Origin of the sequence: Algoriphagus halophilus (assembly GCF_041729275.1) — a bacterium.
In the GTDB taxonomy this organism is placed as follows: Bacteria; Bacteroidota; Bacteroidia; order Cytophagales; family Cyclobacteriaceae; genus Algoriphagus; species Algoriphagus halophilus_A.
Genome location: NZ_CP146486.1, coordinates 3,897,562 through 3,921,915 on the forward strand (window position 1 = coordinate 3,897,562; position 24,354 = coordinate 3,921,915).

Annotated in this window: 23 protein-coding genes and 5 pseudogenes; 21 read left to right on the forward strand and 7 right to left on the reverse strand. The window is 37.1% G+C overall.

Annotation, left to right across the window (positions count from 1 at the left end; genetic code table 11):
• Nucleotides 1-25: 25 nt before the first annotated feature.
• The 9 genes and pseudogenes from V8V91_RS20890 to tsf all read left to right on the forward strand — a co-directional run bounded on the left by V8V91_RS20890 (nucleotide 26) and on the right by tsf (nucleotide 6,848).
• Nucleotides 26-714 (forward strand): annotated as a pseudogene (locus V8V91_RS20890) (response regulator transcription factor).
• A 1-nt stretch (nucleotide 715) separates the two neighbouring features.
• Nucleotides 716-1,776, forward strand: a pseudogene (locus V8V91_RS20895) (sensor histidine kinase).
• Nucleotides 1,777-1,864: 88 nt separating this feature from the next.
• Nucleotides 1,865-2,071, forward strand: coding sequence for a hypothetical protein (locus tag V8V91_RS20900; protein ID WP_373397040.1), 207 nt, complete (start codon nucleotides 1,865-1,867; stop codon nucleotides 2,069-2,071).
• A gap of 67 nt (nucleotides 2,072-2,138) precedes the next feature.
• Nucleotides 2,139-3,203 carry a 6-bladed beta-propeller gene (locus tag V8V91_RS20905; RefSeq protein WP_373397041.1) on the forward strand — a complete coding sequence of 355 codons (1,065 nt, stop codon included), beginning with the start codon at nucleotides 2,139-2,141 and terminating at the stop codon, nucleotides 3,201-3,203.
• Between the two features lie 103 nt (nucleotides 3,204-3,306).
• The gene (locus V8V91_RS20910) at nucleotides 3,307-4,017 is read left to right on the forward strand and encodes an RluA family pseudouridine synthase (RefSeq protein WP_074222895.1); all 711 of its coding nucleotides are present in this window, start codon (nucleotides 3,307-3,309) and stop codon (nucleotides 4,015-4,017) included.
• A gap of 183 nt (nucleotides 4,018-4,200) precedes the next feature.
• A complete protein-coding gene (gene rplM, locus V8V91_RS20915; RefSeq protein WP_074222894.1) occupies nucleotides 4,201-4,644 on the forward strand; it encodes a 50S ribosomal protein L13 in 444 nt (147 codons plus the stop codon).
• Between the two features lie 10 nt (nucleotides 4,645-4,654).
• Nucleotides 4,655-5,040 (forward strand): annotated as a pseudogene (rpsI, locus tag V8V91_RS20920) (30S ribosomal protein S9).
• 33 nt (nucleotides 5,041-5,073) lie between these two features.
• The gene (rpsB, locus tag V8V91_RS20925; RefSeq protein ID WP_373397042.1) at nucleotides 5,074-5,835 is read left to right on the forward strand and encodes a 30S ribosomal protein S2; all 762 of its coding nucleotides are present in this window, start codon (nucleotides 5,074-5,076) and stop codon (nucleotides 5,833-5,835) included.
• Nucleotides 5,836-6,017: 182 nt separating this feature from the next.
• Complete coding sequence (gene tsf / locus V8V91_RS20930; protein WP_074222891.1) at nucleotides 6,018-6,848, forward strand: translation elongation factor Ts; 831 nt, start codon at nucleotides 6,018-6,020, stop codon at nucleotides 6,846-6,848.
• Nucleotides 6,849-6,944: 96 nt separating this feature from the next.
• On the opposite strand, the gene V8V91_RS20935 is transcribed toward tsf, so the two are convergent.
• From V8V91_RS20935 to V8V91_RS20945, 3 genes are all read right to left on the reverse strand, one after another.
• Complete coding sequence (locus tag V8V91_RS20935) at nucleotides 6,945-7,766, reverse strand: IS3 family transposase (protein ID WP_373400771.1); 822 nt, start codon at nucleotides 7,764-7,766, stop codon at nucleotides 6,945-6,947.
• A gap of 4 nt (nucleotides 7,767-7,770) precedes the next feature.
• Complete coding sequence (locus V8V91_RS20940; protein WP_373397043.1) at nucleotides 7,771-7,908, reverse strand: hypothetical protein; 138 nt, start codon at nucleotides 7,906-7,908, stop codon at nucleotides 7,771-7,773.
• Nucleotides 7,909-8,261: 353 nt separating this feature from the next.
• The gene (locus tag V8V91_RS20945; protein WP_373397044.1) at nucleotides 8,262-8,915 is read right to left on the reverse strand and encodes a DUF6090 family protein; all 654 of its coding nucleotides are present in this window, start codon (nucleotides 8,913-8,915) and stop codon (nucleotides 8,262-8,264) included.
• A 955-nt stretch (nucleotides 8,916-9,870) separates the two neighbouring features.
• Here V8V91_RS20945 and V8V91_RS20950 point away from each other — a divergent pair.
• The 11 genes and pseudogenes from V8V91_RS20950 (at nucleotide 9,871) to tnpA (ending at nucleotide 18,363) form a co-directional block, all read left to right on the forward strand.
• Nucleotides 9,871-10,794: an HlyD family secretion protein gene (locus tag V8V91_RS20950; RefSeq protein WP_373397045.1), complete on the forward strand. Its 924-nt coding sequence runs from the start codon at nucleotides 9,871-9,873 to the stop codon at nucleotides 10,792-10,794.
• Nucleotides 10,795-10,814: 20 nt separating this feature from the next.
• A pseudogene (locus V8V91_RS20955) lies at nucleotides 10,815-12,966 on the forward strand (peptidase domain-containing ABC transporter).
• Nucleotides 12,967-12,991: 25 nt separating this feature from the next.
• Entirely contained in the window at nucleotides 12,992-13,297 is a 306-nt protein-coding gene (locus tag V8V91_RS20960) for an HTH domain-containing protein (RefSeq protein WP_373397046.1), read from the forward strand.
• A gap of 130 nt (nucleotides 13,298-13,427) precedes the next feature.
• Entirely contained in the window at nucleotides 13,428-13,607 is a 180-nt protein-coding gene (locus V8V91_RS20965) for a hypothetical protein (RefSeq protein ID WP_373397047.1), read from the forward strand.
• Nucleotides 13,594-13,803 (forward strand): hypothetical protein, encoded by a 210-nt coding sequence (locus tag V8V91_RS20970; RefSeq protein WP_373397048.1) that lies wholly within the window; start codon nucleotides 13,594-13,596, stop codon nucleotides 13,801-13,803. The genes V8V91_RS20965 and V8V91_RS20970 overlap by 14 nt, the downstream gene beginning before the upstream one ends.
• A gap of 220 nt (nucleotides 13,804-14,023) precedes the next feature.
• On the forward strand, nucleotides 14,024-14,536 hold the full coding sequence (locus V8V91_RS20975; RefSeq protein WP_373397049.1) for a type II CAAX prenyl endopeptidase Rce1 family protein: 513 nt from the start codon (nucleotides 14,024-14,026) through the stop codon (nucleotides 14,534-14,536).
• A 995-nt stretch (nucleotides 14,537-15,531) separates the two neighbouring features.
• Nucleotides 15,532-15,861: a transposase gene (locus tag V8V91_RS20980; protein WP_373397050.1), complete on the forward strand. Its 330-nt coding sequence runs from the start codon at nucleotides 15,532-15,534 to the stop codon at nucleotides 15,859-15,861.
• A gap of 55 nt (nucleotides 15,862-15,916) precedes the next feature.
• Entirely contained in the window at nucleotides 15,917-16,060 is a 144-nt protein-coding gene (locus V8V91_RS20985; RefSeq protein WP_373397052.1) for a hypothetical protein, read from the forward strand.
• Between the two features lie 364 nt (nucleotides 16,061-16,424).
• Complete coding sequence (locus V8V91_RS20990) at nucleotides 16,425-16,577, forward strand: integrase core domain-containing protein (protein ID WP_373397053.1); 153 nt, start codon at nucleotides 16,425-16,427, stop codon at nucleotides 16,575-16,577.
• Nucleotides 16,578-16,994: 417 nt separating this feature from the next.
• A complete protein-coding gene (locus V8V91_RS20995; RefSeq protein WP_373397054.1) occupies nucleotides 16,995-17,636 on the forward strand; it encodes a type II CAAX prenyl endopeptidase Rce1 family protein in 642 nt (213 codons plus the stop codon).
• A 289-nt stretch (nucleotides 17,637-17,925) separates the two neighbouring features.
• A complete protein-coding gene (gene tnpA, locus V8V91_RS21000; RefSeq protein WP_373397055.1) occupies nucleotides 17,926-18,363 on the forward strand; it encodes an IS200/IS605 family transposase in 438 nt (145 codons plus the stop codon).
• Between the two features lie 497 nt (nucleotides 18,364-18,860).
• Here the strand turns inward: tnpA and V8V91_RS21005 are convergent, their stop codons facing one another.
• Both V8V91_RS21005 and V8V91_RS21010 read right to left on the reverse strand, forming a co-directional pair.
• Nucleotides 18,861-19,715: a metallophosphoesterase gene (locus tag V8V91_RS21005; protein ID WP_373397056.1), complete on the reverse strand. Its 855-nt coding sequence runs from the start codon at nucleotides 19,713-19,715 to the stop codon at nucleotides 18,861-18,863.
• Nucleotides 19,691-20,113 (reverse strand): hypothetical protein, encoded by a 423-nt coding sequence (locus V8V91_RS21010; protein WP_373397057.1) that lies wholly within the window; start codon nucleotides 20,111-20,113, stop codon nucleotides 19,691-19,693. The genes V8V91_RS21005 and V8V91_RS21010 overlap by 25 nt, the downstream gene beginning before the upstream one ends.
• A gap of 1,389 nt (nucleotides 20,114-21,502) precedes the next feature.
• Between V8V91_RS21010 and V8V91_RS21015 the strand changes: the two are divergent.
• Nucleotides 21,503-22,805 (forward strand): annotated as a pseudogene (locus V8V91_RS21015) (pyridoxal phosphate-dependent aminotransferase).
• A gap of 56 nt (nucleotides 22,806-22,861) precedes the next feature.
• Here the strand turns inward: V8V91_RS21015 and V8V91_RS21020 are convergent.
• Together V8V91_RS21020 and V8V91_RS21025 are read right to left on the reverse strand one after the other, a co-directional pair.
• Nucleotides 22,862-23,212: a four helix bundle protein gene (locus V8V91_RS21020; RefSeq protein WP_373397058.1), complete on the reverse strand. Its 351-nt coding sequence runs from the start codon at nucleotides 23,210-23,212 to the stop codon at nucleotides 22,862-22,864.
• A 144-nt stretch (nucleotides 23,213-23,356) separates the two neighbouring features.
• Nucleotides 23,357-24,208 carry a zinc dependent phospholipase C family protein gene (locus V8V91_RS21025; protein ID WP_373397059.1) on the reverse strand — a complete coding sequence of 284 codons (852 nt, stop codon included), beginning with the start codon at nucleotides 24,206-24,208 and terminating at the stop codon, nucleotides 23,357-23,359.
• Nucleotides 24,209-24,354: the final 146 nt, after the last annotated feature.

Genomic DNA, 24,354 nt, shown 5'->3' on the forward strand with positions numbered 1-24,354 from the left:
AAGCGAATTATTAAGAAATGCTAGCATGAGCGATAAGCAAAAGATAAAAGTTCTCGTAGTAGATGATGAGCCAGACATTGTAGAAATCCTAAAATACAATTTGCAAAAAGAAGGCTACGAAGTGGCTACTGCGGAAGATGGAATTAAGGCGGTGAAAGTGGCCTCCAAATTTTTACCGGATGTCATTCTTTTGGACATCATGATGCCAGGGCAGGATGGCGTGGAGACCTGTTTGCAGATCCGTCAAATTCCCGAGTTAAAAAATGCATTTGTCATCTTCTTGACTGCCCGAATGGAAGAATATTCAGAAGTGGCTGCATTTGATGTAGGAGCGGATGACTACATCACCAAACCTATAAAGCCAAGAGCCTTGATGAGTAGGATTGCGGCCTTATTCAGGAGAGAATCCAAAAAGAACAAGAACAAACTCAGATCAAAATCAAAGATTTGATTATTGATAGAGGAAGTTATACGATCGATAAATCGGGAAAAACCATCACCTTGCCGAAGAAGGAATTTGAATTATTGTATTTCCTAGCTAAAAACCCTAATATGGTTTTTAGTAGAGATGAACTTCTTCAAAATATCTGGGGAGCAGATGTGTTTGTTCTCGCGAGAACCGTCGACGTACATATCCGAAAAGTCAGAGAAAAAATTGGAGAGGACTATATCACTACTGTAAAAGGAGTAGGATACAAGTTCGACCTAGGCTAATATGCTAACTAATTCCCGGGGTATTGCGTTAATTTTGGCATTGGCCATCTCTGCGATGGTCGTTGCTTTTCTATCCTTATTAAATGCAGTCGACACCACCATCTTGCTGGTGGCTGGGGCAATCTCCTTCTCTGTTGCCTATTTATTGACCAATATTACATTTGAATTTCTAGTCTTTAAGGAAATCGGAAATATTTATTCCTTATTGGAAAAAATACAAAAGAAGGATTTTTCCGAAATCAGCGACAAGTATTCGAAATCCTCCATATCTCCTTTAAGGAGAATCAATAAAGTGATCAACTCTTATGCCTTGACCAAGCAGAAGGAAATCGAAACGCTTCAAAAAAATGAGGAGTTTCGAAGGGAGTTCATTGCAGATATTTCCCACGAATTAAAAACTCCGATTTTTGCTACCCAAGGATACATCCTCACGTTATTGGATGGTGCAATTGACGATAAACAGGTGCGGATGAAATTTCTAAAGCGTGCCGCAAAGAGTTTGGACTCCTTGGATGTATTGGTTCAGGATTTATTAACTCTAAACCAAATGGAAAGCGGAGTGATTAAATTCACCTTTACCCAATTTGATTTAAAGGATCTCATCCTGGAAGTAATCGATCAATTGGAACACAAAGCCTCCAAAAGAGATGTGGAGATCAAATTCAATTACGAGGAAGGCAAAAATTACACTACGACCGCTGACAGGCAAAAAATTTATCGGGTTTGCCAAAACCTGATTTTCAATGCTGTCAAATACAATAATAATAAAGGAGAGGTCAAGGTAACGTTGAAGACCAGCAAGAACAGTATTCAGGTGGACATCAAGGATGATGGACAAGGAATCCCGCCTGAGGACCTCAAGCGTATCTTCGAGCGATTCTACCGAGTCGAAAAAGTCGATCCAAAAAAGAGGGTGGAACCGGTTTGGGCTTGGCAATTGTCAAGCATATTCTTGAAGGACATAAAAGCAAAATATCTGTGAGCTCTACGGTGGGCAAGGGGTCGATATTTAGTTTTTCACTTCCTTTAGTAAAAGAAACCGTATCTATAGTTAAGGCTTGATTACCATTACAATGAAAATGTTTTTAATTATACACTTTGGATTTTAGTTATTTTTTTAAAAACTTCATTTCACTAAAAATAGTTTACAATGAAGAATTTAATTTCAACTTTTATGTTTTTTGGCACCTTGAGCCTAACGGGAATTGTAAATGCTCAGATTTATAAGCAACCGGATATTTGTGGGGAATATATAAAAGGGTGTAGAAGTGTTGTGGAGAAATGCAGGTTCACTGGAACAGCCTATTGTGTGATCTCGGATCAAGTTCCTTGTGAAGAGGCTTGTCAAATAGCTTAATATGCGGTTTAGTTATTTGTCCATATTCATATTATTGATTTCTTGTCAAAAATCGGACAATGACTCCTTGGAGCGGATTCAAATTGATTTTGGGAATGTAATTGAAAATCTTTGTGAGATAGCTTCCACAATTGAATATATTCCGCTCCAAGATCAACCTCCTCATTTTTTAGGGAATATTGATAAATTGATTTTAACCGATAACCTTATTATTGCTGGGGATATTTCGACTAGACCAAGCATTAATATATACGATACATTAGGGAGTTTTCTTTCATCCATTGATTATTATGGAGATGGACCAGGTGAATATACTCATATCTCAGATTTTGGTTTTGATCCAATAAAACAGATAATTTCTGTTAGCTTGGTCAGTAAAATCATTTTTTATGACCTGAAAGGAAATTTCCTGGGCGAACATCGTACAGATGTAGTTTATTATAAGCATATTCCTTTAGATGATGGTAAATTTCTGATCTATATTCCACAGGTATCAGCACCTGAATTAATTGGCACGGGATATAAAGAAGGCATCCTATTTTTAGAAGATCCTGTTCAAGAAACATCAAAGCAAATATTAAAACACACGTTTCCTAAGGGTATAAGTACACCTTACCTTTTTGAACGAAATGTTTTTCAAATCGGAAAAAATGAAAAATTAGCTTTTTCGCATAGCTTTAATGATACGGTTTATGTTTTTGACAAAAACTACAATTTAGAGAAGAAGATTTTAATTGAACTAGGAGACTTTAAATTAGAAAATAAACATTTTGATAAATTTGACGAGGCTGTGGAAGCACTAAATAATGTAGGGGAAAAAGCATTTAACCAAAATTACCTTATGTTTAATGGAGATTATTTGTCCGGTAAAATCCGAAAGGATGGGTATTCTTATTTTTTTATAAATAACATTCGAAATAAAAAGACATGGCTGGTAGGGGAATATGTCAATAATATTGATGGAATGCTATCCTACTTCCAACTTAGAGGAATGAAAAACAATACAATATTTAGTATTCATAGGTATGAAGAACTAGATCAAGAAATCTCTAAAAGGATAATTAATCCAGCATTAAAAAAGAAAATAGAAGACAACTTATTTTTTATAGCCAAATACAAATTAAAGGATTAATGAAAGAAACATTAAATTTAAGTTACTCAAATCCTTTTGAATACTTTTCTTCACAATGATTTTTACCTACTTTTGCACCCTCTTTGAAGAGGCAGGAGAATCCATGAAGAAAATTGATTTTCAAAAACTTATTCTGTTTGAAAATGCGGATTACCTGGTAATCAACAAACCACCGTACCTATCGAGCTTAGACGACAGGCACGAAGCGCAGAACATACTTGACCTTGCCAAGGCACACACTCCCGATGCCCAACTGTGCCACCGACTGGACAAGGAAACGTCAGGCTGCCTGGTGATTGCCAAGAATCCGGAGGCCTACAGGCATTTGGCTATTCAGTTTGAAAACAGAAAAGTAGACAAAGTCTATCATGCGGTAGTGGAAGGGATAAAGGATTTCCAGAATGAACTGGTAGATCGAAACCTGGCCGCTACTAAAAAAGGAATCGCCAAAGTCACTAAAGATGGAAAGCCTGCGCAGACCTATTTCAATACGTTGAAAACATATTATGCGCATACGTTGGTAGAATGCAAACCTGTCACGGGCAGATTGCATCAGATCCGTGTTCATTTGGCTTACCTGAAGTCACCAATATGTGGGGACACTTTATATGGAGGCAAGCCTTTATTACTTTCTTCACTCAAGCGCCGATTCAATCTTAAGAAGGACACAGAAGAGTTACCTATCATGCAGCGGGTTTCTCTCCATGCCTTTTCTATTGGATTTGAGGGATTGGATGGTAAAAAGCTGAAAATTGAAGCACCTTATCCGAAAGATTTTCAGGTATTGGTCAAACAATTAGCTAAAACCGCTTAACCCAATTAATTCAAAATAAAAAGTATGGAAAATCGATCTCTAGAAGGGGATTTTGGGCTAAGCCAATGAAAATTAGGACTTAGTATTCAAAATATTTTGCATGAAAAATAAAATACTTCTATCTTTGTGTCCCTTTTTGAGGGTGAAATAAATTTAACAAGCTAAAAATTAAACAGTTACACAGTGGATACTTTGAGCTATAAGACCGTATCAGCCAATGCCGCGACTGTAGAAAAGCAATGGGTCGTAGTGGATGCCCAAGCTGCAGTTTTGGGTAGATTGGCAAGTGAGGTCGCAAAAATCTTAAGAGGTAAGACAAAGCCAAGCTTTACTCCTCACGTGGATTGTGGTGACAATGTCATCGTAATCAACGCAGACAAAGTCCGTTTGACTGGTGATAAGTGGAACTCCAAAGTTTATGTGAGACACACTGGATACCCAGGAGGACAACGCATTTCTACACCGAGGTTATTGAAGGACAAGTCTGCTTCTATCTTGGTTGAGAAAGCTGTAAGAGGCATGCTACCTAAGAATAGATTAGGAAGAAAATTATACGGCAACTTGTACGTGTATAACGGATCTGAACATCCGCACGAAGCACAGCAGCCTAAAACTATCACTCTTTAATCGCTAAATCATGGAAATGATCAATACAATCGGTAGAAGAAAGACCTCTGTAGCCAGAATTTACATGGCTCCAGGAAGTGGTCAAATCTCCGTAAACAATCAGTCAATCGAAGTTTACTTCCCATTTGATCTTCACCAGATCGTTGTGAAGCAGCCATTGGCTCTTGTTGGCGTGGAGGGTAATTATGATATTAAGATCAATGTAGACGGGGTGGCATCAAAGGGCAAGCGGAAGCTGCTCGTATGGCTATCTCTAGAGCTTTATGTCAATTTGACGAAGAGCACAGACCAGCATTGAAAAAAGAAGGTTTCTTGACTCGTGACCCTAGAATGGTTGAACGTAAGAAGCCAGGACGTAGAAAAGCAAGAAGAAAATTCCAGTTCTCTAAACGTTAATCCGGAAGTTCTTCCTTTTATAAAAATATTATTATGGCCAAATTAGAATATAAAGACTTACTAGATGCTGGTGTTCACTTCGGACACTTGACGAGAAAGTGGGATCCAAGAATGGCTCCATACATTTTCATGGAGAAAAATGGTATCCACATCATCGATCTAAATAAAACGCTTGCTTGCCTCGACGAAGCATCTAACGCAATCAAGCAAGTAGTACGCTCAGGCAAAAAAGTGATGTTCGTAGCTACTAAGAAACAAGCTAAAGACCTAGTAGCACAAGAAGCTCAGCGTCTTAACATGCCTTATGTAACCGAAAGATGGTTAGGTGGTATGTTGACCAACTTCGCTACTATCCGTAAATCATTGAAAAAAATGTCCGGTTTGGACAAATTGATGAAGGAAGAGTCTTATGCTAACTTAGCTAAGAAAGAGCGCTTGATGATCTCCCGTCAAAAAGACAAAATGGAAGATGTACTTGGTGGTATCTCAGACTTGAGCAGACTTCCAGCAGCACTTTTCATTGTTGACATCAAGAGAGAACACATTGCAATTGCTGAAGCAAAGAAGCTTGGTATCCCTGTTTTCGCATTGGTTGATACGAACTCTAACCCGAACGAGGTTGATTTCCCTATCCCTGCCAATGACGATGCATTCAAATCCGTATCCTTGCTAGTGAAAGCGTTTGGTGCAGCTATCGAAGAAGGTCTTTCCGAAAGAAAGAAGGACAAAGAAGAAGCTAAACTTTCTGAAGAGGAAGAAGCTAAAAAAGCTGTGGACACTGAAACTAAAGGATAATCCACACTTGATTTGAAATATAAAAAATTGAACATGTGGCTTCGGCCTATGTTCAATTTTTTGTTTAAAAGACAATTAGAGTCAATCTAATCGTCAAACATTAATAATACAACCTTCGCCCTTCTTGTAAGGAAAGGTTCTCCAATAAAAATATTCTGTTTACTATTTAAACCGATAATACAATGGCAATTACTGCACAAGAAGTAAATAAACTGAGACAAATGACCGGTGCCGGTATGATGGATTGCAAGAAAGCTTTGACTGAAGCTGAAGGCGATTTTGAAAAAGCTGTGGACATCCTTAGAAAAAAAGGTCAAAAAGTATCAGCTTCTAGAGCTGATCGTGAAACTAAAGAAGGTGTAGTTGTAACAAACGTATCCGAAGACGGAACTAAAGGAACTTTGCTTTCTTTGACTTGCGAAACTGACTTCGTTGCCAAAAACGAAGAGTATGTTGCTTTCGCTAACACACTTCTTGACATGGCTGTTGCAGCTGGAGCTTCTTCTATCGAAGAAATCCATGCATTACCTTTCGAAAACATCACTGTTGCTGAGAAAATCGTTGAGATGACTGGTAAAATCGGTGAGAAAATCGAAATCTCTAATTACGAGGTGATCACTGCTGAAGCAGTAGTTCCTTACATTCACTCTAACGGTAAATTAGGTGTATTGGTAGGATTGGTTAACACTTCTGGTGCTGATGTTGAAGAAGCTGGAAAAGACGTTTCTATGCAGATTGCTGCAATGAACCCAGTTGCCTTGGATAAAGACGGAGTAGATGCCTCTGTTGTCGAAAGAGAAATCGAAGTAGGTAAAGAGCAAGCTAGAGCTGAAGGTAAGCCTGAAGAAATGCTTGAGAAAATTGCGATGGGTAAATTGAACAAGTTCTACAAAGAAAATACTTTGTTGAGCCAAGTATTCGTTAAAGATAGCAGCAAAACTATTGCTCAATACCTTGACAGCGTAAGCAAAGGTTTGACAGTTTCTGCCTTCAAGAGAATCTCTATCGGATAATCCATCCGATTCTGAACTAGCCCCCAAAAGTTGGACGGTTTAAGAATGGTTTAATTTTAGAGAAGAAGCTCGGTATTGCACCGGGCTTTTTCTGTTTTAGCTTGATTTTATTCTGTGGTTATTATAATAATGAATGTATTCGGTGATTTCATTTTTAAGCTCTTGAATCGATTGATATTTTTTGAGGTAAAATAATTCCGACTTTAGCGTTCCGAAGAAGTTTTCGATAACAGCTTTATCCTGGTAGTTTCCTTTTCTGGACATTCTGAACCTGATTCCTTTTTCCTGGAGCAGGCATTGGTATTGTGGGCATTGGTAGTGCCATCCCTGATCAGATTGGATCACCAGGTTTGAGATCTTTTGTCTTTTCTCAGTTGCCTTTTTGACCATGTCCAAGACCGGTTGTAGAGTAGGTCTATCGGCAAGAGTAAAGGAAATAAACACTCGATTATACAGGTCCATCATGGGAGAGAGATAAAGCTTTCTGTCATGGACTTTGAACTCGGTTATATCAGTCAACCACTTCTGTTCAGGTCGGTAAGCTTTAAAGTCTCTGTTAAGGAGATTTTCAGCTATTCTACCCTGCTCTCCTCGGTAGGAGACATACTTTTTAACCCGAATAATATTTTTTAAACCCATTTCGCACATCAAGGAGTAGACAGTCTTGTGATTGATCGTATACCCCCAGTTTTGAAGTTCATCCCGGATTCTTCGGAAATCGTACCGTCCTTTATTCTGTTTATAAATACTACGAATCTCCAATTTGACCGTCGCGTACTTATCCATTTTCTGGAGTTGTTTGAGATGGTAATAAAAGGTGCTCCGCGCCATCCGAGCATGCTTGAGGAGTTCCTTCAACGCATGCCCGCGCCTTAGTTCCTGGATGATTTGCGCTTTTCTTCTTTCTGTTTTTCGGATTGAACTAAGGCATGAAGCTTTTTAAATAAGCATTTTTGGCTTTCAGACTAGCTAGTTCTTCCAGAAGCTGCTCTTCTCGGGTGAGTGGACGTTTTGGCTTTCTAGGCATCTTGATAGGTCTTCCTTTACGTAGCGCCTTCAACCCTTCCGGTCCCTAAGCATCGTAAATCCGAATCCAGTTGAGTACGATAGATTGGCTAGGAACCTTGAAACGTAGACAGGCTTGAAGTAATGATAAGGATTCGACCTTTAGTGTTCTAACAACCCCCAACCTAAAGTCTGCAGTGTAGTGGCTAGAAATAGGCATCAGCCCTTCTGCTCCAAACTTTCTGTAAAAAGCTTCCCAACGTCTGACTTAGGAATGATCGATACACTCTTTTTCTGAGATACTACTAATAGAGTGTCGGTGATGGATAACTTCTTGGACTACCCGAAGTTTGAATTCAAAATTGTGTTTTGTGTTTTTTTTCGCATAAAAATGCCCCCAATAAGTGTCTAACTTTTTGGGGCCACAATCATTCCCACTTGGGTTTTTAAATACGCATTCTGCTGGATGCCTTTCCAATCGATCTGGTATTTTGGAGAATAACCCAGTTCCACGGGATCTTCCAACTCATAAAAATCCCGATACAACAATGGGCTATGGAATTTCACCATTTCATCCCGGTAATCAAACCAGGCAGTTTGAAGAATTCGTTCATTAAATAGCAGTGCCCAATTGTTAGGGATGTAATAGTCGTCCAATAGCCTTTTTAACTGAGCATCTTGAAATAAGTGAAAATGGTTGCTATTGATCAGGTCATTATAGGTGGAGTTGGTAATGGTGGGATTAGGAATGAATGCCGTCATGATAATAGAGCGGGTAAGCCGGAAAGTATCTATTTCCGTGAGTTGATCAGCCAAAAACGCTTCCAAGTATTGCCCCTCTTGTTCTGTATAGGTATTGATCTCCTTTTGTTCTTCGATGGCGAGCATGTCCTTTTGCAAATCCACCAATAAGTTTTCTATATAAGATTGCTTCAGTTGCTGGTTAAGTCTGTCCTGATTCCAATTATTCACCTGTAGGGCCAGCAGAATGCCTATCATCACCAGCACAATTTCACCCAGGGCATATTTCAGGTATTTTCCGGTGTTTCCATTCGTAAGCAATTGATGTCGGATTTTTTTAAAGAACAGGATCATGGGCGAAGATGTAGGTATAGCTAAGCATAAAAGATTTTAGCTATTACTAAATAGCTGATTCGAAGCGATTGATTTGTAGGTGGTTTGGCTTGTTTGTATTAAGATAAGGATTTTGGGGAATTCCTGCTTAGAAGCAGCTCTCTGTGTTGGGGTCAAAGGTTGTAAATAGGGGATGGGGATGTCTCTAGGATTTGAAAAATAGGGTGGTGCTATCAAGGAAACGGAATTATCCGGGGGATTGATTTTGTTTTTTTTAAATCAAAATTCTTTTTTCTGTATTTGATTTTCATTTATCTAACTGTTTTATGACTTTTTACGGAAGTTTAATTAAATAAATGAAAAATAATCAGATTTTTAATTGGTTTTAGTATTGATTATTAACTAAAAATTATAGTTATTGTAATATTAGTTTAACGGTGTTAAAATTAGTTTGATGCTGCTGTATAGCTTATTTTGTAAATGGTAAATCTACTCATAATGTTAAGAAGGATATTCTTTCAAGAGAAGGTTTTTATGTAAGACAAGTTTGAAAATGTTCTTTAAATGATCCTTTTAATTTAAAGTTTTAGGAATTCTTAATTTAAAGAGAGAGGCAAAGAATATTTGAAAATATTGTTTTTAAGAAGAATCTAAAAAAGTGATTTCTTCAAGTTATTGATTCGGGTTTTAAAACTTTTTTAAGATGGACACAAGACTTTTTCCCGAAAGTATAATACATAACTCAATTGAGGTTTATGATTCAAAAATCAGTGTCAAATCACAATTGATATATGTGATATTACTATGCCTGATCATTTCAATTTTCCTGGCTCTTCCATTTGTTTTTGTTGATGTTTCGATTCAATCAAGAGGAACATTCCAATCTTCTTTTCAAAGGAATTCAGTAATAACTACGGTAAATGGAAGGCTGGAATTTTCAGCTATGTTTGAGAATAAGAAAGTAAAGAAAGGCGATGTATTAGCTATTATTCGAGGGGATAAAATTGACCTTCAGATGAATAGATTTGAAGAAAGAATTTCAGAAGTAAATGCTTTTATTGAAGATCTCAATTTTCTTTTGGACTTAGGAACAGCTTCTAATCTTGTTAATGTCAAATTAAATACAAGCATATACCAAACCTCTTATTTGAAATTCAAAACACAAATTCAAAATCAGGATTTAGTGCTTAAAAAGCGTAAAAGAGATTTTGAAAGGGCTAAAATTCTCTATGAAAATAAGTCCATTGCTTTTGTAGATTATGATGAAATAGAAGTTCAATATAGACAGGCTGAGTCACAGCTTGAACTTATCCAAAAGAACCAGTTTAATGAATGGGAACAAGAGCTAAGGAGGTATTCGGATGAGAAAAACCAGTTGAAAAACCAGTTTGAAATTGCAAAGGAAGAATTAGATCAATATGAAATTGTAGCAGGAGTCTCTGGTGCACTTTTAAATGTTTCCAATTTAAGTATTGGTGATTTTGTTTACCCAAATCAAAAACTGGCAGAAATCTCTCCAGACTCTACCTTAATGGCAGTGACTTTTATCTCCCCAACAGATATTGGATTTATTAAAAAAGGTCAGGAAGTAATATTTCAAGTTGATGCCTATAACTATAATGAATGGGGAGTACTAAAAGGAAGTGTTAATTCTATTTCAGATGATTTGACATTGCTAAATGAAAGTAGGGCGGCCTATATGGTCACTTGTACTTTAGATTCAGATTTTTTAAAACTACCAAGTGGTCAGCAAGCAAAAATTAAAAAAGGAATGACATTTAATTCTAGATATGTAGTTGCTAATCGATCATTATTCCAATTGTTATATGACCAAGTAGATGATTGGCTTAACCCAATGGTTAACTAGATCCTTTTAATTTTTGAACTATGGGCATAAAAATTAAACAACGAGATGTGACTGACTGCGGTGCTGCTTGCTTGGCTTCTGTAGCTTCTTATTACAAGCTAGAAATCCCTGTTTCCAGAATCCGTCAAATGGCTTCTACGGATCAAAAAGGTACTAATATCTTAGGGTTAATAGAGGCGGCAAATAAAATGGGATTTTCTGCAAAGGGAGTCAGAGGAGAGTTAGAAGCAATAAAGGATGTTCCATTACCCATAATAGCTCATGTTATAGTAAAAAAAGCTGCATCACTTTGTGGTATTATATAAAGTATCAAATAGGTCTATAGAATATATGGATCCAGGAGATGGTAAAATCCATAAGGTTTCCAAGGAGGATTTTAAGGGGATTTGGACTGGTGTGTTAATCTTACTTATGCCAAATCAAGGATTTATGGAAGCTTGTCATAAGGTAGGTGCTTGGAGTAGGTTTTGGTTTTTGATAAAGCCCCATAGAACTATTATGATTCAATCTTTAATAGGGGCTGTTTTATATACCGTGTTAGGTCTTTCAACATCGATCTATGTCCAAAAAATTATTGATCATGTTTTCATAGGAAGGAATTTAAATCTACTCAACTTATTATCTGTCACTATGATTATACTTTTAATAATCCAAATAGTGATAGGGAGTGTTAAAAGTCTATTTATTTTAAAAGTAGGGCAACGAATCGATGCGCGTTTAATTTTGGGGTATTACAAACATTTGCTAAGCCTTCCTCAACGATTTTTTGATACTATGCGAGTAGGGGAAATAATCTCTCGGGTAAATGATGCTGTTAAAATTAGAGCATTTATTAATGATGTAGCAATTGGTTTTATAGTAAATGTATTTATTGTCGTTTTTTCATTTGCCTTGATGTTTACTTTTTACTGGAAATTAGCCTTGATTATGTTGGCTCTGGTTCCCCTCTATACAGTAATTTATATTGTAGCAAACAAATTGAATAGAAAGGTAGAAAGAAAACTTATGGAGGATTCAGCTGAATTAGAATCACAACTTGTAGAATCTATTACAGCTGCTGGGACAATTAAAAGATTTGGAGCAGAAAGCCATGCAAATATTAAAACTGAGACCAAGTTTGTAAACCTTCTTCAGACAGTATATCATTCGGGGTTAAATAATTTATTTACAGGAGTTTCCTCCGATTCTGTGTCCAAAATTTTTACCATTATTCTTTTATGGGTGGGGGCAGGATATGTTTTGAAAAATCAAATTACTCCTGGAGAATTAATGTCATTCTATGCATTAACTGGCTATTTAACAGGTCCCATTTCTAGTATTATAGGAATGAATAAAATAATACAAAATGCGTTGATTGCCTCTGATCGATTATTTGAAATAATGGATTTAGAGGTTGATAGCTCAGAAAAGACTTTTCCTTTGAAAAAGGAGGATTTGGGAGACATTATTTTCAAAAATGTTTCTTTTCGATATGGATCAAGAGTGACAGTTTTCAAAAACCTTTCTCTAGTATTCCCCAAAGGGAAAATTTCTGGAGTTGTTGGTGAAAGCGGATCTGGCAAAAGTACTTTGGTTTCTCTTTTACAAAATATTTACCCACTTAATTCAGGGAATATTTACATAGGTGAAAATGATATTAAGTTCATTGATAATTCGAGCCTCCGATTACTAGTGTCTGTTGTACCACAAAGAGTAGATCTATTTGCCGGAAATATTATCGAAAATGTGGCCTTGGGAGATTACCATCCTGATATGCAGAGAGTAGTACAAATATGTAATCATCTTGGAATGATGGAGTTTATTGAATCACTTCCAAATGGTTTTGGCACTTACTTAGGTGAAAATGGAGCTTCTCTTTCAGGGGGACAAAAACAAAGAATTGCAATCGCACGAGCATTATACCGTGATCCAGAAATATTAATCTTGGATGAGGCAACAGCATCTTTGGATAATGGAGCAGAAAATTTTGTGCAAGAATTCATTCGATCACTTGCTGACCGAGGTAAAACTGTCATTGTAATCACCCATAGGATAGCTACAGTTAAAGGATTTGATAAGCTATTTGTTCTGGAAAAAGGCGAATTAGTTGAGTCAGGAACTCCTAACGAGCTAATAGCTAAAGAAGGTAAATATTTTCAAATGATAAAGAAACAACTCGAAATAATGAAATAGAAAGAGTCATTTTAAAAAGAAAACCATGGAGTTTATTAAACAAATAGAGCGTATTCAAATCCTAAACAAATTAATTCACGAGCAGAGAACAGGGAGCCCGGATGAACTTGCGAAAAGACTTGGAATAAGCCGAAGGCAGCTATATGTCTATTTAGAGTACATGGAAGATCATGGGTTAAAAATCAGGTTTTCAAGAAAGGTTGGAAGTTTTATTTATTCGAGTGAACAAAGGTTAGAAATTGCATTCAAGTTTGAAGTACTGAATATTAAAAATCAACAAGAAGTTTTTGGAGGAAAGACGATAAAAAATAATTATCTGTGCTGTTTTTAAGCACTGAATATTATTAAATTAGTTATAAGATCAGTGAATAAGAGATATGCTAGCTAAAAACTTTTTGATTTTACTGGTTTGGGAAAGGTCAACGCCCGGGAAAGGTTGAGAATTTTAAATTCTTACTATTATGGAAAAGTTTAAAGAGTTGAGTATTGATGAGATTAAAGAGATTTCAGGAGGACTTGGTTTTTGGGCAACAGTGGGTGCAGGATTAATTGCAGCCACTACTATTGCGATAATTAATGATTGGGATAATTTTAAAGCAGGACTTAAAGGTGAGTATGAAATCAAAAATGATTGTGAATAAAATTAAGATAGATATGAAAGAATTAAATTTAAAAGACTCAATAGAAATAACTGGAGGAGGTTTTTCATATGATGTAGGTTGTGCTTGGAGATATATTGGTCATTTCATGTATGGCTATTTAGGGAGTGGAGGGCCTATAAATCCTACTGCAACATCATCAGGGTACATTATTGCTGAAGTTACGAAATGTCCTTGATTTTTTTGGCTAGAGTATTCTCTAGCCAATTCCTTTTTATATTATTAAAAATGTTTTTATTGAATTGATAAGGAGACAAAAGTTAAATAAATCTGAATTTTCTCAATCAAACTTTTTTAAGATTGAGTTGAAGGATAGACTAAATTATCATTTTTTGATTAAATTGTTTATTCTATTTGTGATTTTGGTTTTATATACTTATTTAATTTCTGACCCAATAATGATTAGATATGGGGTGGAAGGGTTTGATAGTAATTTTTTTGATTATGGTTATTTTGATATTTTTGTAATTATATTACTGGTTCCAATAGTTGAAGAGTTTTTGTTTAGAGGATACTTGAGTGGGAGAAAGGATCAATTGGTTTTTATTGTTCCTCAAATGATTTTTTGTTTGATTATTTTAAAAAACTTTATTTTATACGTATTAATACTGTACTTGATCTTTGGTGTAATATTTTATTTGAATATTTATAAACATTTGAACGAAAAAGCCATCTCAAATTTTTTAATTTTTCTATTATGTTTTTTTAGTTCTATTTTATTTTCAGTAGTTCATTATAGTAATATTTCGCATGATTCAGAGAAGATAAGTATATTATTATCGGTAATTTGCTATTTTCCTGGCGCATTATTTCTTTCTTTTGTCAGGTATAAAGGTGGTTTATTTCTCTCGATTTTTTTGCACATATTAATTAATGTTTCAATTTTATTTATTAATAATTTAGTTTATTGATTATTTCATAATATGTGTAAACGATTGTTGTTTTTTTATTTTTTAGGGTTTTTTATTTTTACTATATTTTTTATTGTGAACAATAAGTTAGTTGAATATGGTTTTCTAATGAAAGAAAATGTTGTTTACTTTAAAAGTTTTAAATTTTGGAATATCATAGAGTCATTTTTTCTAATAGGTTTATTGTTCCCGATTATTGAAGAATTTGGTTTTAGAGCTTTTTTAACGAATGATAAAAATTTAGAAAGATTAGGGTTTTCTTTTTTATTATAATTTTAATTATCGAGTTTATTAATTATTTTATGATGTTGAATATATGGATTTATCTCATTATGGTAATTATTGGGGTTAGTATTATATTCATTAATTCAAAATTGATAAACTGTTTTACAGGTATTATTTCTAAAGATATTTTGACATATTCAATTTTGGCCTCTTTAGTTTTTTCATTTTTACATATGGGCTCTAATTATTCGTCTGATTTTATTATTTGTTTATTTTTTTCAGTTATTCCTTATTTTGTTAATGGCTTAATTTATTGTAGGATTAGATGGAAATATGGTTTGGTTTATTCTATAATTCTACATGTTCTTCATAACTTTACTGTATTATTGTTAAATCTAATTCTAAAATAAAAATTGTGATGGATTTTTTTTATAAACTATATTTTACTTTTATTAGTCTCTTCAAATTTATTTGTAATTTGTTTCTCAAGGTTTTTGTAACTGAAGGTCAAAAAAATATTGTTTCTATACTTTTGTTAATATGTTTTTATTAAAAAAAATATTTTTAAAGTATACTTCCAAGTATTTTGCGTTTTAGATGTTGTATATTTTTTCGTGTCATACTTTTTTTCCTGATTATTGGAAAGCTTATTTTGCATTAGATTTCTTCTCGTGTAAATACTTTTAGAATCTTTTAGTCTTTTTGTAAGCTTCCCTAAAAGTCGGCCATTTGAAAGTTGAATTGAAATTATCAACTTTAAATGGATTATTATGAAAAAATCGAGATTCACAGAAACGCAGATCGTCAAAGCGATCAAAGCTCATGAGGCCGGCAAGAAAGTAGAAGAAATCTGTCGTGAAACGAACACACCGCTTTTTATAAATGGAAGCAGCGTTATGGCGGAATGGAAGCCAGTGAGGTCAAAAGCTGGAAAGGACTTCAGGAAGAGAATTGCTAAAGCGGATGTTTGCCGATCTGGAGTCTGGTGCATGAGGCTCTCAAGGTCTGGTGGCAAAAGCTCGACGCCTGACGAAAAAGGCATGCTGGTTCAGTTCATGGTCGAGAAAAGTTTGTCAGGTGAGCCAACGTCAGGCGTGTAAAACGCTTAGTGTGCCCCGAAGTACTTTCCAGTATCACCCCAAACCAAAAAACGATATGCCCGTGATCCAGGCGCTGGAAGAACTTGGTAGCCAAACACCCTGCCATTGGCTTTTGGCAGTCCCATTACCGGCTTCGCAGAAAAAGGCCATCTATGGAACCATAAAAAGGTCTACCGGATCTATTCTGCCATGGGACTGAACATCAGACGCAGACACAAGCGGCTACCGGCAGGATTAAACAGGCCCTATACAGGCCGGAATCGATCAACCAAGTCTGGTCTATCGACTTCATGAGCGATAGCCTTTGGAGCGGCAGGCTTTCGGGTTCTAACATTCTGGATGACTATAACCGGGAAATGCTGGCTATGGAAGTGGATTTTTCACTTCGGCTACAATATGGGTATCCGAGTGTTGGAGTTTGTTGAGCTGGTCCGGGGCCTCCCCAAAATGATCCGCGTGGACAATGGACCTGGAGTTTATCTCCGTCTGTTGGATCACTGGTGTAAGGAGAAGAACAGAGCTGGTCTTTATCCAGCCGGGCAAGCCGATGCAAAAACGGCTATGTGGAACGCTGTAACGGATCGGTCGGAAAAGACTTGCTTAGCTCCAATGTATTTAATTCTCTGGATGAGGTCAGGGAAAAAGCGATGGAATGGATGGAAGATTATAACCGGGAAAGGCCCCATGAGGCACTTGGATATCGGACTCCCCGTTGACTTATTGAAAGAACTTAAAATGAACATATCTTTTGCTTTTCAAACCGTTAAGCATGCGCAAAAGTGAATGCGGAAGCGGCTCAAGACCGGTTGGCCCAAGCCAACCGCTCGCCTTTGGTCTTGAACACTTGGAGTATTCGCTTACGCTTCGCTTATCGGGTGAAAAGTAAACTTTTGACTGGCCCAATTTTTCGGGGGAGCTTAATTTTTATAGTAATATTAAATGTATTTATAATTTCTTTGTTAAAGAATAGTAGCTAATTCTTTCTCTAAAAAGGTCTTTATTGGATCTAACTGGTATTTTCTAAATTTATTCATTCCTTAATAGTCTACTTCATTTTTTTGAATGGATTTATTAAAAATTTTGGGTATTTGTCTCCTTAATCCTTAGTTTAAGAAATATTTTTAAATACCTATATGAAGATTTTTTACTCACTGAGGGATTTTATAATCCATCCTGAAAAAGCCGCTTCTTTTCAGCCCATATCTTTTTATGACTTTTTTGGACTGTTGTTCCTGGTTATCCTGTTCGTGGTTCCTTATGGACTCCTATTAGAATGGATGGGAATGGATCAGTTTGAAAATGGCTTGATGGATTTGTTTAAGGAAAACAAATGGTTGTTTGGCGTTTTAGGAGTAGTAATCGCTCCTATTATAGAAGAACCCATTTTTAGGCTTCACTTGGATTTAAAGAAATCCTCCATTTGGTGGAGCTTGATACTATCACTTCTGCTTGCGAGTGTATTATGGTTTCCATTAATTTTTATTGGATATATGATCTATTTGCTGGTTTCGGTTAGTAATCATAATCCCCCTCCTCAAAGACTTGTGGTATATGTATCGGCTGCATTATTCGGTTTAATGCATATTACTAATTTCAAGAATTTTGATTTTAGCCAACACTTCTTTTACATTCCATTTTTGGTAGCCATCCAAATTTGGGTGGGATTGGTATTAAGCTATATCCGGCTGAAACACGGCATGATTTGGGCTATTTTGTTCCATGGAGTATACAATGCAGTGCTGATTATCCCGGCGGTTTATTTCTATGAACCTTAAAGATGATTTCAGTTTGGATTAAAATAGTTTTTCTGGTACCCAGGATTATTAATCGACTTATCTGTTCTGTGAGAATTATAATGTCGAAACAGATTCAAAGGATTTTAACTTTTTCATGGTAACATTCACAAATCAATGGGGCCTGAAAAGCACGATGATTTTTAGGTTTTGGGATAAATAAGAGGAATTTGATTCATTGCCCACGGTTTCAACCGTGGGTTGATGTTCATATCGAGCCATGAGAAAAACCATTTTAATGGTTTGAATTTTTGGTTTTTAAATTTTTGAAATGTCACATTCTATTCATAATGTTTGGATTCATGCTATTTGGGCCACCAAGGAAAGAAGAGGATTAATTTCGCCTTCTATAGAAAAAGCAATTCATTCTTTTATATCAGATCAGTTCCGAGAACTGGGTTGTCCTGTTCGGATTATAAACGGAATGCTTGATCACGTTCACGCGTTATTTTTACTCAATCCCCAGAAATCAATTTCTGAAGTAATTAAGCAAATCAAAGGAAGCAGCTCTCATTTTATAAATCAAAAAGATTTGATCCCAGAGAAATTTGCATGGCAAACCGGTTATGCAGCATATTCTGTTTCAGCATCCATTATGGAGAGGGTTTATATATACATTCGAAATCAGAAGAATCATCATCAAAAGATTTCGTTCCAGAAGAAATACGAAGAATTTATAATAAAAAACGGTCTTGATAAGGGAGGCTGAAATGGCTGAAGCCATTCCTATGATCATGGGGATATCATACTAATCTTCGCCCCGGGTTAAAACCCGAGGCTATGTTTATGCAATTTATAGGTGAATTAGGGCTGATCTAATGCCCATGGTTTCATCCATGGGTTGATGGTCAAATTGGGACCTTGGATATTCATACCATCAATTCCATTTAAAAGAATTGAATATTCTATCGTTTGATTTTGAATTGGAATACTTGGCTTAAAAACTAAACCATCGAGGTTTTCAAAACCTCAAAGGTTGGCAAAGGGGCTAATTTAGACTCCAATCTAGTCGACCAATGGGAGACCTATCTGCCCGCAGGCCTATCTTTTTTTAAAATTGCCGTTCTCTCTTTGAATCTCTCTTCTCTTAATCTCTTCCTCACACACTACCCACCTTCCTATTTGATCAATCCTAAAACTGATTAGAAACTTGTTTTTTGTGACCACTGCCTACTGACCACCTACCTTCGGCAGGCAAGCTGATCATTACTTTTTCTTCAACTTAATCACCGTAATCTCTGGCCAGATGCCGACACGTCCGGGGAAGGCTAAGAATCCAAAACCACGGTTGACATGCAAGTAGCGACCCAGCTCCTGATATAAACCGGCCCATTTGGGATAACGGAAGGAGGCTGGACTCCATTTGATAAAGCCGGGAATCTCGATTCCAAACTGCATCCCATGAGTATGCCCACTCAAGGTCAGATGGATCAGCTGAGAAAAGTTCTTTACCTCCTCATCGAAATGGGAAGGGTCATGGCTCATCAGGATTTTAAAACTTTGTTCGCTGAGGTTGGAGACGGCTTTTCCTAAGTCTCCATATTGGGCGAATCCCTTTCCCCAGTTTTCTACGCCGATCAGATCGATGCTGGCTGTGGCTCCTTCGGCTCCGTTGCGAGCAGGTTTTTGGAGTTTGACGTTCTCATTCCGTAAGAGCTGAAATCCCAGTTCTTTCTGAATGTCTGCCAATCGGTTCAGATTTGCCTCTTTGGCTTCTTTACTAGGCCAGGACATGTAATCCCCATAATCATGGTTGCCCAGGATGGAGTATTTGCCCATGGGAGCTTGAAGCTTCTTAAAAGTATCCACCCAAGGTTCCATTTCACGTGCATGGTTATTGACCAAGTCGCCCGTAAATAAAATGACATCGGATTCCTGCTGGTTGATCAAGTCTATTCCGTATTCCAGTTTCTTTTTATCATCAAAGCTGCCTGAATAAATGTCCGAGATCTGAGTGATGGTGAACCCGTCAAACTCTTCGGGCAGGTCCTCAAATTCCAGGGTGTGATTTACTACGCGATAGCGGTATTTCCCTATCAATACTCCATGTAGGATGCCCAAAAAGGAATGGCGGAAAGTGCCAGCGCCGTTTGACTGATGAATTTCCGTCGATCTGGCAAGAAGTCGCCCTCTCTTGTTCCGGTAACCGACTGGAAAGTACCTGTAAGAAACCGGATGATGTCCTCTCCAAACATTAAACCCAGAATAATCAACTTTGGAATCAGAGAAAGCACAAGTAGGGATACCATCCTCCCTAGGTTGATATTATTATTGCTACTTCGGTCGAAGAATAAAAAACCATAAGTAACAAAGATGTAAACGGAGACAGAAAAGACCCAAAACAAGACCTTCACCCAAACTTGGTTTGGAAACACCGTTTTGAACGCTTGGAAGGAATACCAATCGATCAGGAAGAAGAGGGCTAGGACAATTGCAATTCGGATAATCAAAGGAAACACGTGGGTTAGTTTAAATAGGGGCTGTTGAAAAGGAGCTAAATACGTTCCTTTTTTTGGACTAGAGAAATGTAGTTAAATCATGATACGCAGGGAATTACCATGCTGGTTGCGAAAATTGGGAATTATTTGATGTTGGTGCAAATTCGACTGTAAAGGAGATGGTGAATGGGTTAATTTATCTGGGATCTCTTCCCCTGCAATTTGGGGTGTTCTTTAGCGCTTATTGACTTTAGGATTTTTGACACAGTCGACTGTCCACCGATTTAATAATTTGTATTGGCTTCAAAATCCTTTCTGGCTTAAAAAATAGTTTTCATTCCATTGAACATTGTCAATTGACCATTTTAAATTGCTCACCTACCTTCGGCAGGCAAGCTGCCCACTGATTTAATAATTAGTAATGGCTTCAAAATCCCCCTAACCCCCTTTGTTAAAAGGATTGGAATTAAATCGAATTTTTTCTCCAAGGGGAGTTGTTTTCGTTTCAAAATACTTTTGGGCCAGATTTAGGTATTCTTTCTATTGAACATTGTCAATTGACCATTTTTAAATTGATCACCTACTTTCGGCAGGCAAGCTGCTCACTGATTTAATAATTTGTATTACCTTCAAAATCCCCTAACCCCCTTTGTTAAAAGGATTGGAATTAAATCGAATTTTTTCTCCAAGGGGAGTTGTTTTCCTTTCCAATACTTTTGGGCCAGAATTAGGTATTTTTTCTATTGAACATTGTCAATTGACCATTTTAAATTGCTCACCTACCTTCGGCAGGCAAGCTGCCCACTGATTTAATAATTAGTAATGGCTTCAAAATCCCCCTAACCCCCTTTGTTAAAAGGATTGGAATTAAATCGAATTTTTTCTCCAAGGGGGAGTTGTTTTCGTTTTCAATACTTTTGGATGAATCAAAGTTTTCTTTCCATTGGAAATTGTCAATTGACCATTTTAAATTGCTCACCCACCTTCGGCAGGCAAGCTGCTCACTGATCACTGATCACTGAATACTGATCACTGTCTACCTGTCTATGGAGTTGTTTTCGTTTCCAATACTTTTGGATGAATCAAAGTTTTCTTTCCATTGGAATTTGTCAATTGACCATTTTAAATTGATCACCTACCTTCGGCAGGCCAGCTGAATACTGATCACTGTCTACTTGTCTATGGAGATGTTTTCGTTTCCAATACTTTTGGATGAATCAAAGTTTTCTTTCCATTGGAAATTGTCAATTGACCATTTTAAATTGATGATTGATCACCAAGCTGCACACTGTAAAACTCCCATTTCAAGTATCTCTTTTAAATAATTTCTTCTTTCCCTCGATTTGGCAATTTTCTTTTCCTTTTTCGTTTCTTTGTGGCGGATTTATTCCGCACCAAGCCTATTGAACTATGAGACAGTTACTCCTCAGACCCGGAGCAGAAGAATTAAATTATGAAATCCGGGGATCGTTAAAAAGCCCGGCAGATTGAAGCTTTGGGCTATCCCATGACCTGGGAAAATATCGGGGATCCCATTCAGAAAAGTAATCAAGTTCCAGAGTGGATGAAAGCCATTGTGGCTGATTTGGTCAAGGAGAATAAATCCTATGGATATGCCGATTCCAAAGGGGTGTTGGAGACCCGAACCTATTTGGCGGATCTCAACAATGAAAAAGGAGGGACGACCATATCTGCCGAAGATATCTTGTTTTTTAATGGCTTGGGAGATGCCATTGCCAAGCTGTACCAATTCCTCATTCCAACTGCGAGAATCATTGGACCTTCACCAGCATATTCCACACATAGTTCAGCAGAGGCAGCACATGCCAATGCGGCTCCCATTACCTATAAATTAGATCCGGACAACCAGTGGTTACCGGATATGGAGGACTTGTATCTAAAAGTGAGGTATAATCCTTCTATCGTTGGGATTTTGATCATCAACCCGGATAATCCAACGGGTATGGTGTACCCAAAAGAGGTGTTGGAAGCATTTGTGAAAATTGCGGATGAGTATAATCTGCTTTTGATCACGGATGAGATTTATCAAAACATCACCTACAATGGGATCAAAGCGGTTTCTTTAGCGGAGGTAATTGGAGGTCGGCCAGCAATTTCTCTGAAAGGGATCTCCAAGGAATTCCCATGGCCTGGTTCCAGATGCGGTTGGATGGAGTTTTATAATAGAGAGTCTTCCAAGGAATTTTCCAAGTTGTGTACCACTTTGGAGAATGCCAAAATGATAGAGGTGTGCTCTACCATATTGCCCCAATTGGCGATCCCTAAAATCATGTCCCATCCAGAATACTTTAAATATAGAGAGGAAGCCAATGCCCAGATTGGAAAGAGAAGTGATTGGATGTCTGAAATATTAGGCGATATACAAGGCATTAAATTCAATCCTACTCAGGGAGCCTTTTATAATACCATCGTCTTCGATGAAGCTTTGTTGAACCCGCAGCAGTCTTTGCCCATAGAAGATCCAAAGTTAAAATCTTTGCTGGAAGGTTGGTTGACCGATCCCGAAATGCCACTGGATAAGCGATTTGTGTATTATTTATTGGTATCCGAACGAATCTGTGTGGTGCCGATTTCTTCTTTCTGTTCGGATTTACGGGGATTTCGAGTGACTTTGTTGGAGGAAAACGAGGAAGTATTTAAGGATACTTTTAGAAGATTGGGAAGGGCGATTGAGCGTTATTTGAAGTCATAATTTGAATTCAGAAGGCTAAAGTCTAAAAGCTGAAAATCTTGCTAATCAAATATTGGTTAGGAGTTCTTTTTGGCGTTAATAACCATAGTAGTAAAAATAGCGGTGAGTTCGTTTGCCTCTTTGTAGATTGAGTGGACTCGTTCTCTTTTTAATAGCTCTGATTCCAAAATCAGTTCTAACCAAAAGATTGATTCATCAGCCTCCTCCTGTACAATTGATAGCTTAGAAATGAATTCAGCACGAGAACGACCTCTTTGAGAAGAGCGATAATTGGCTCCTATTGATGTTCCAGATCTAACAAGTTGTTTGCCAAGTTCGAATCCAACAGTGTTTTTGGGTAGTTCGGAAACTAATTGAATGATTTCTAAAGCAAATTTCTTTGTCCTAACTTTTAAATCTTTGTCCATTATTTTGTTGTTTAAGATTTTATAATTCAGCCTTCTGATTTTATTTCTATTCTGCTTTCCTACCTTGAAAATCTTTCTACTTTGTCAAATTCAATTCACATGACCACCTACCTTCGGCAGGCAAGCTGACCCCTGCTTATCTACCTACTCATTATCATGCTTTCTAGCTTTGACTTTTGGGTTTGGTAAAAAAATCTCCTCATCCGATTTATTGCCTTCTAGTGTGCTAAGGTCCGGTTGCCCGGCATTGATCCAGGCGGTATACCAAAAATCGGAGATCATCTTAATGGCCTTTTTCATTTGTCGTTCCACTTGATGATCAAGAGCCAAGGCATAGGTCTTGGTGAATTCTTTTGAATACACTCTTACAGTCAGGCTGTTCCGTTCTTCAAATCCATATTTTCGATCAGGATCAAAGTTTTCCGAAAGGGTTTTTTCAAACGTTAAAACCGAATCCACTTGTGTATGAGCTTGAGCGATGGCTTCCCAGATGGCTTGCTGAGGTTGTGAAATGTATTCTGCTTTTCCTACCCAGAGCGCATAGTCGGAACTCATCAGTTCGGGGATCCTACTTTCCCAAAACCCATGAATGCCTTCTTGTCCTGTGAGCTGTCCATTGTAGTTTTGGGTGGTATGTAATGGGACGTTCAAGTCAGCTAAATAATGCCCCAAATCGGCAGACAGTCTCAGGATGCCATTTAAATCCTTGTGTTCAAAAGCTTGGGTGAGCTGAACAAAGGTGAAATAAGCTGCCCATGGACCAATTCCATGAGCTCTAAGGCTATCTTCCGTAAATTTTTCTACGGCATCGGACCAGAATACTGGTATTTTTTCAAGTGGATCATCTCCAAATCGGTCAAGATCTATGTAGTGTTTTTCTGCCTCGCCTTCGACTGCGTACCTTCTTCGATCGGGATTGACTGCTTTTTCACTAATGAATTGAATGTGAGGTTTATAAAACTGAATTAATTCGGGAGGCAGGGAATAAACAGCCATTCGATTGATTAACGAATGAGCGAAAAATCCCCAGGGATTAGGAGGGAAATTATAGAGAAATGGTAAAATCAGAAGGAAAAAGAGGGGCCTCATGGAATAAAAATCTTAAAAGTTTCCAGTGTTAAATCTTTTGAAAACACCTATAT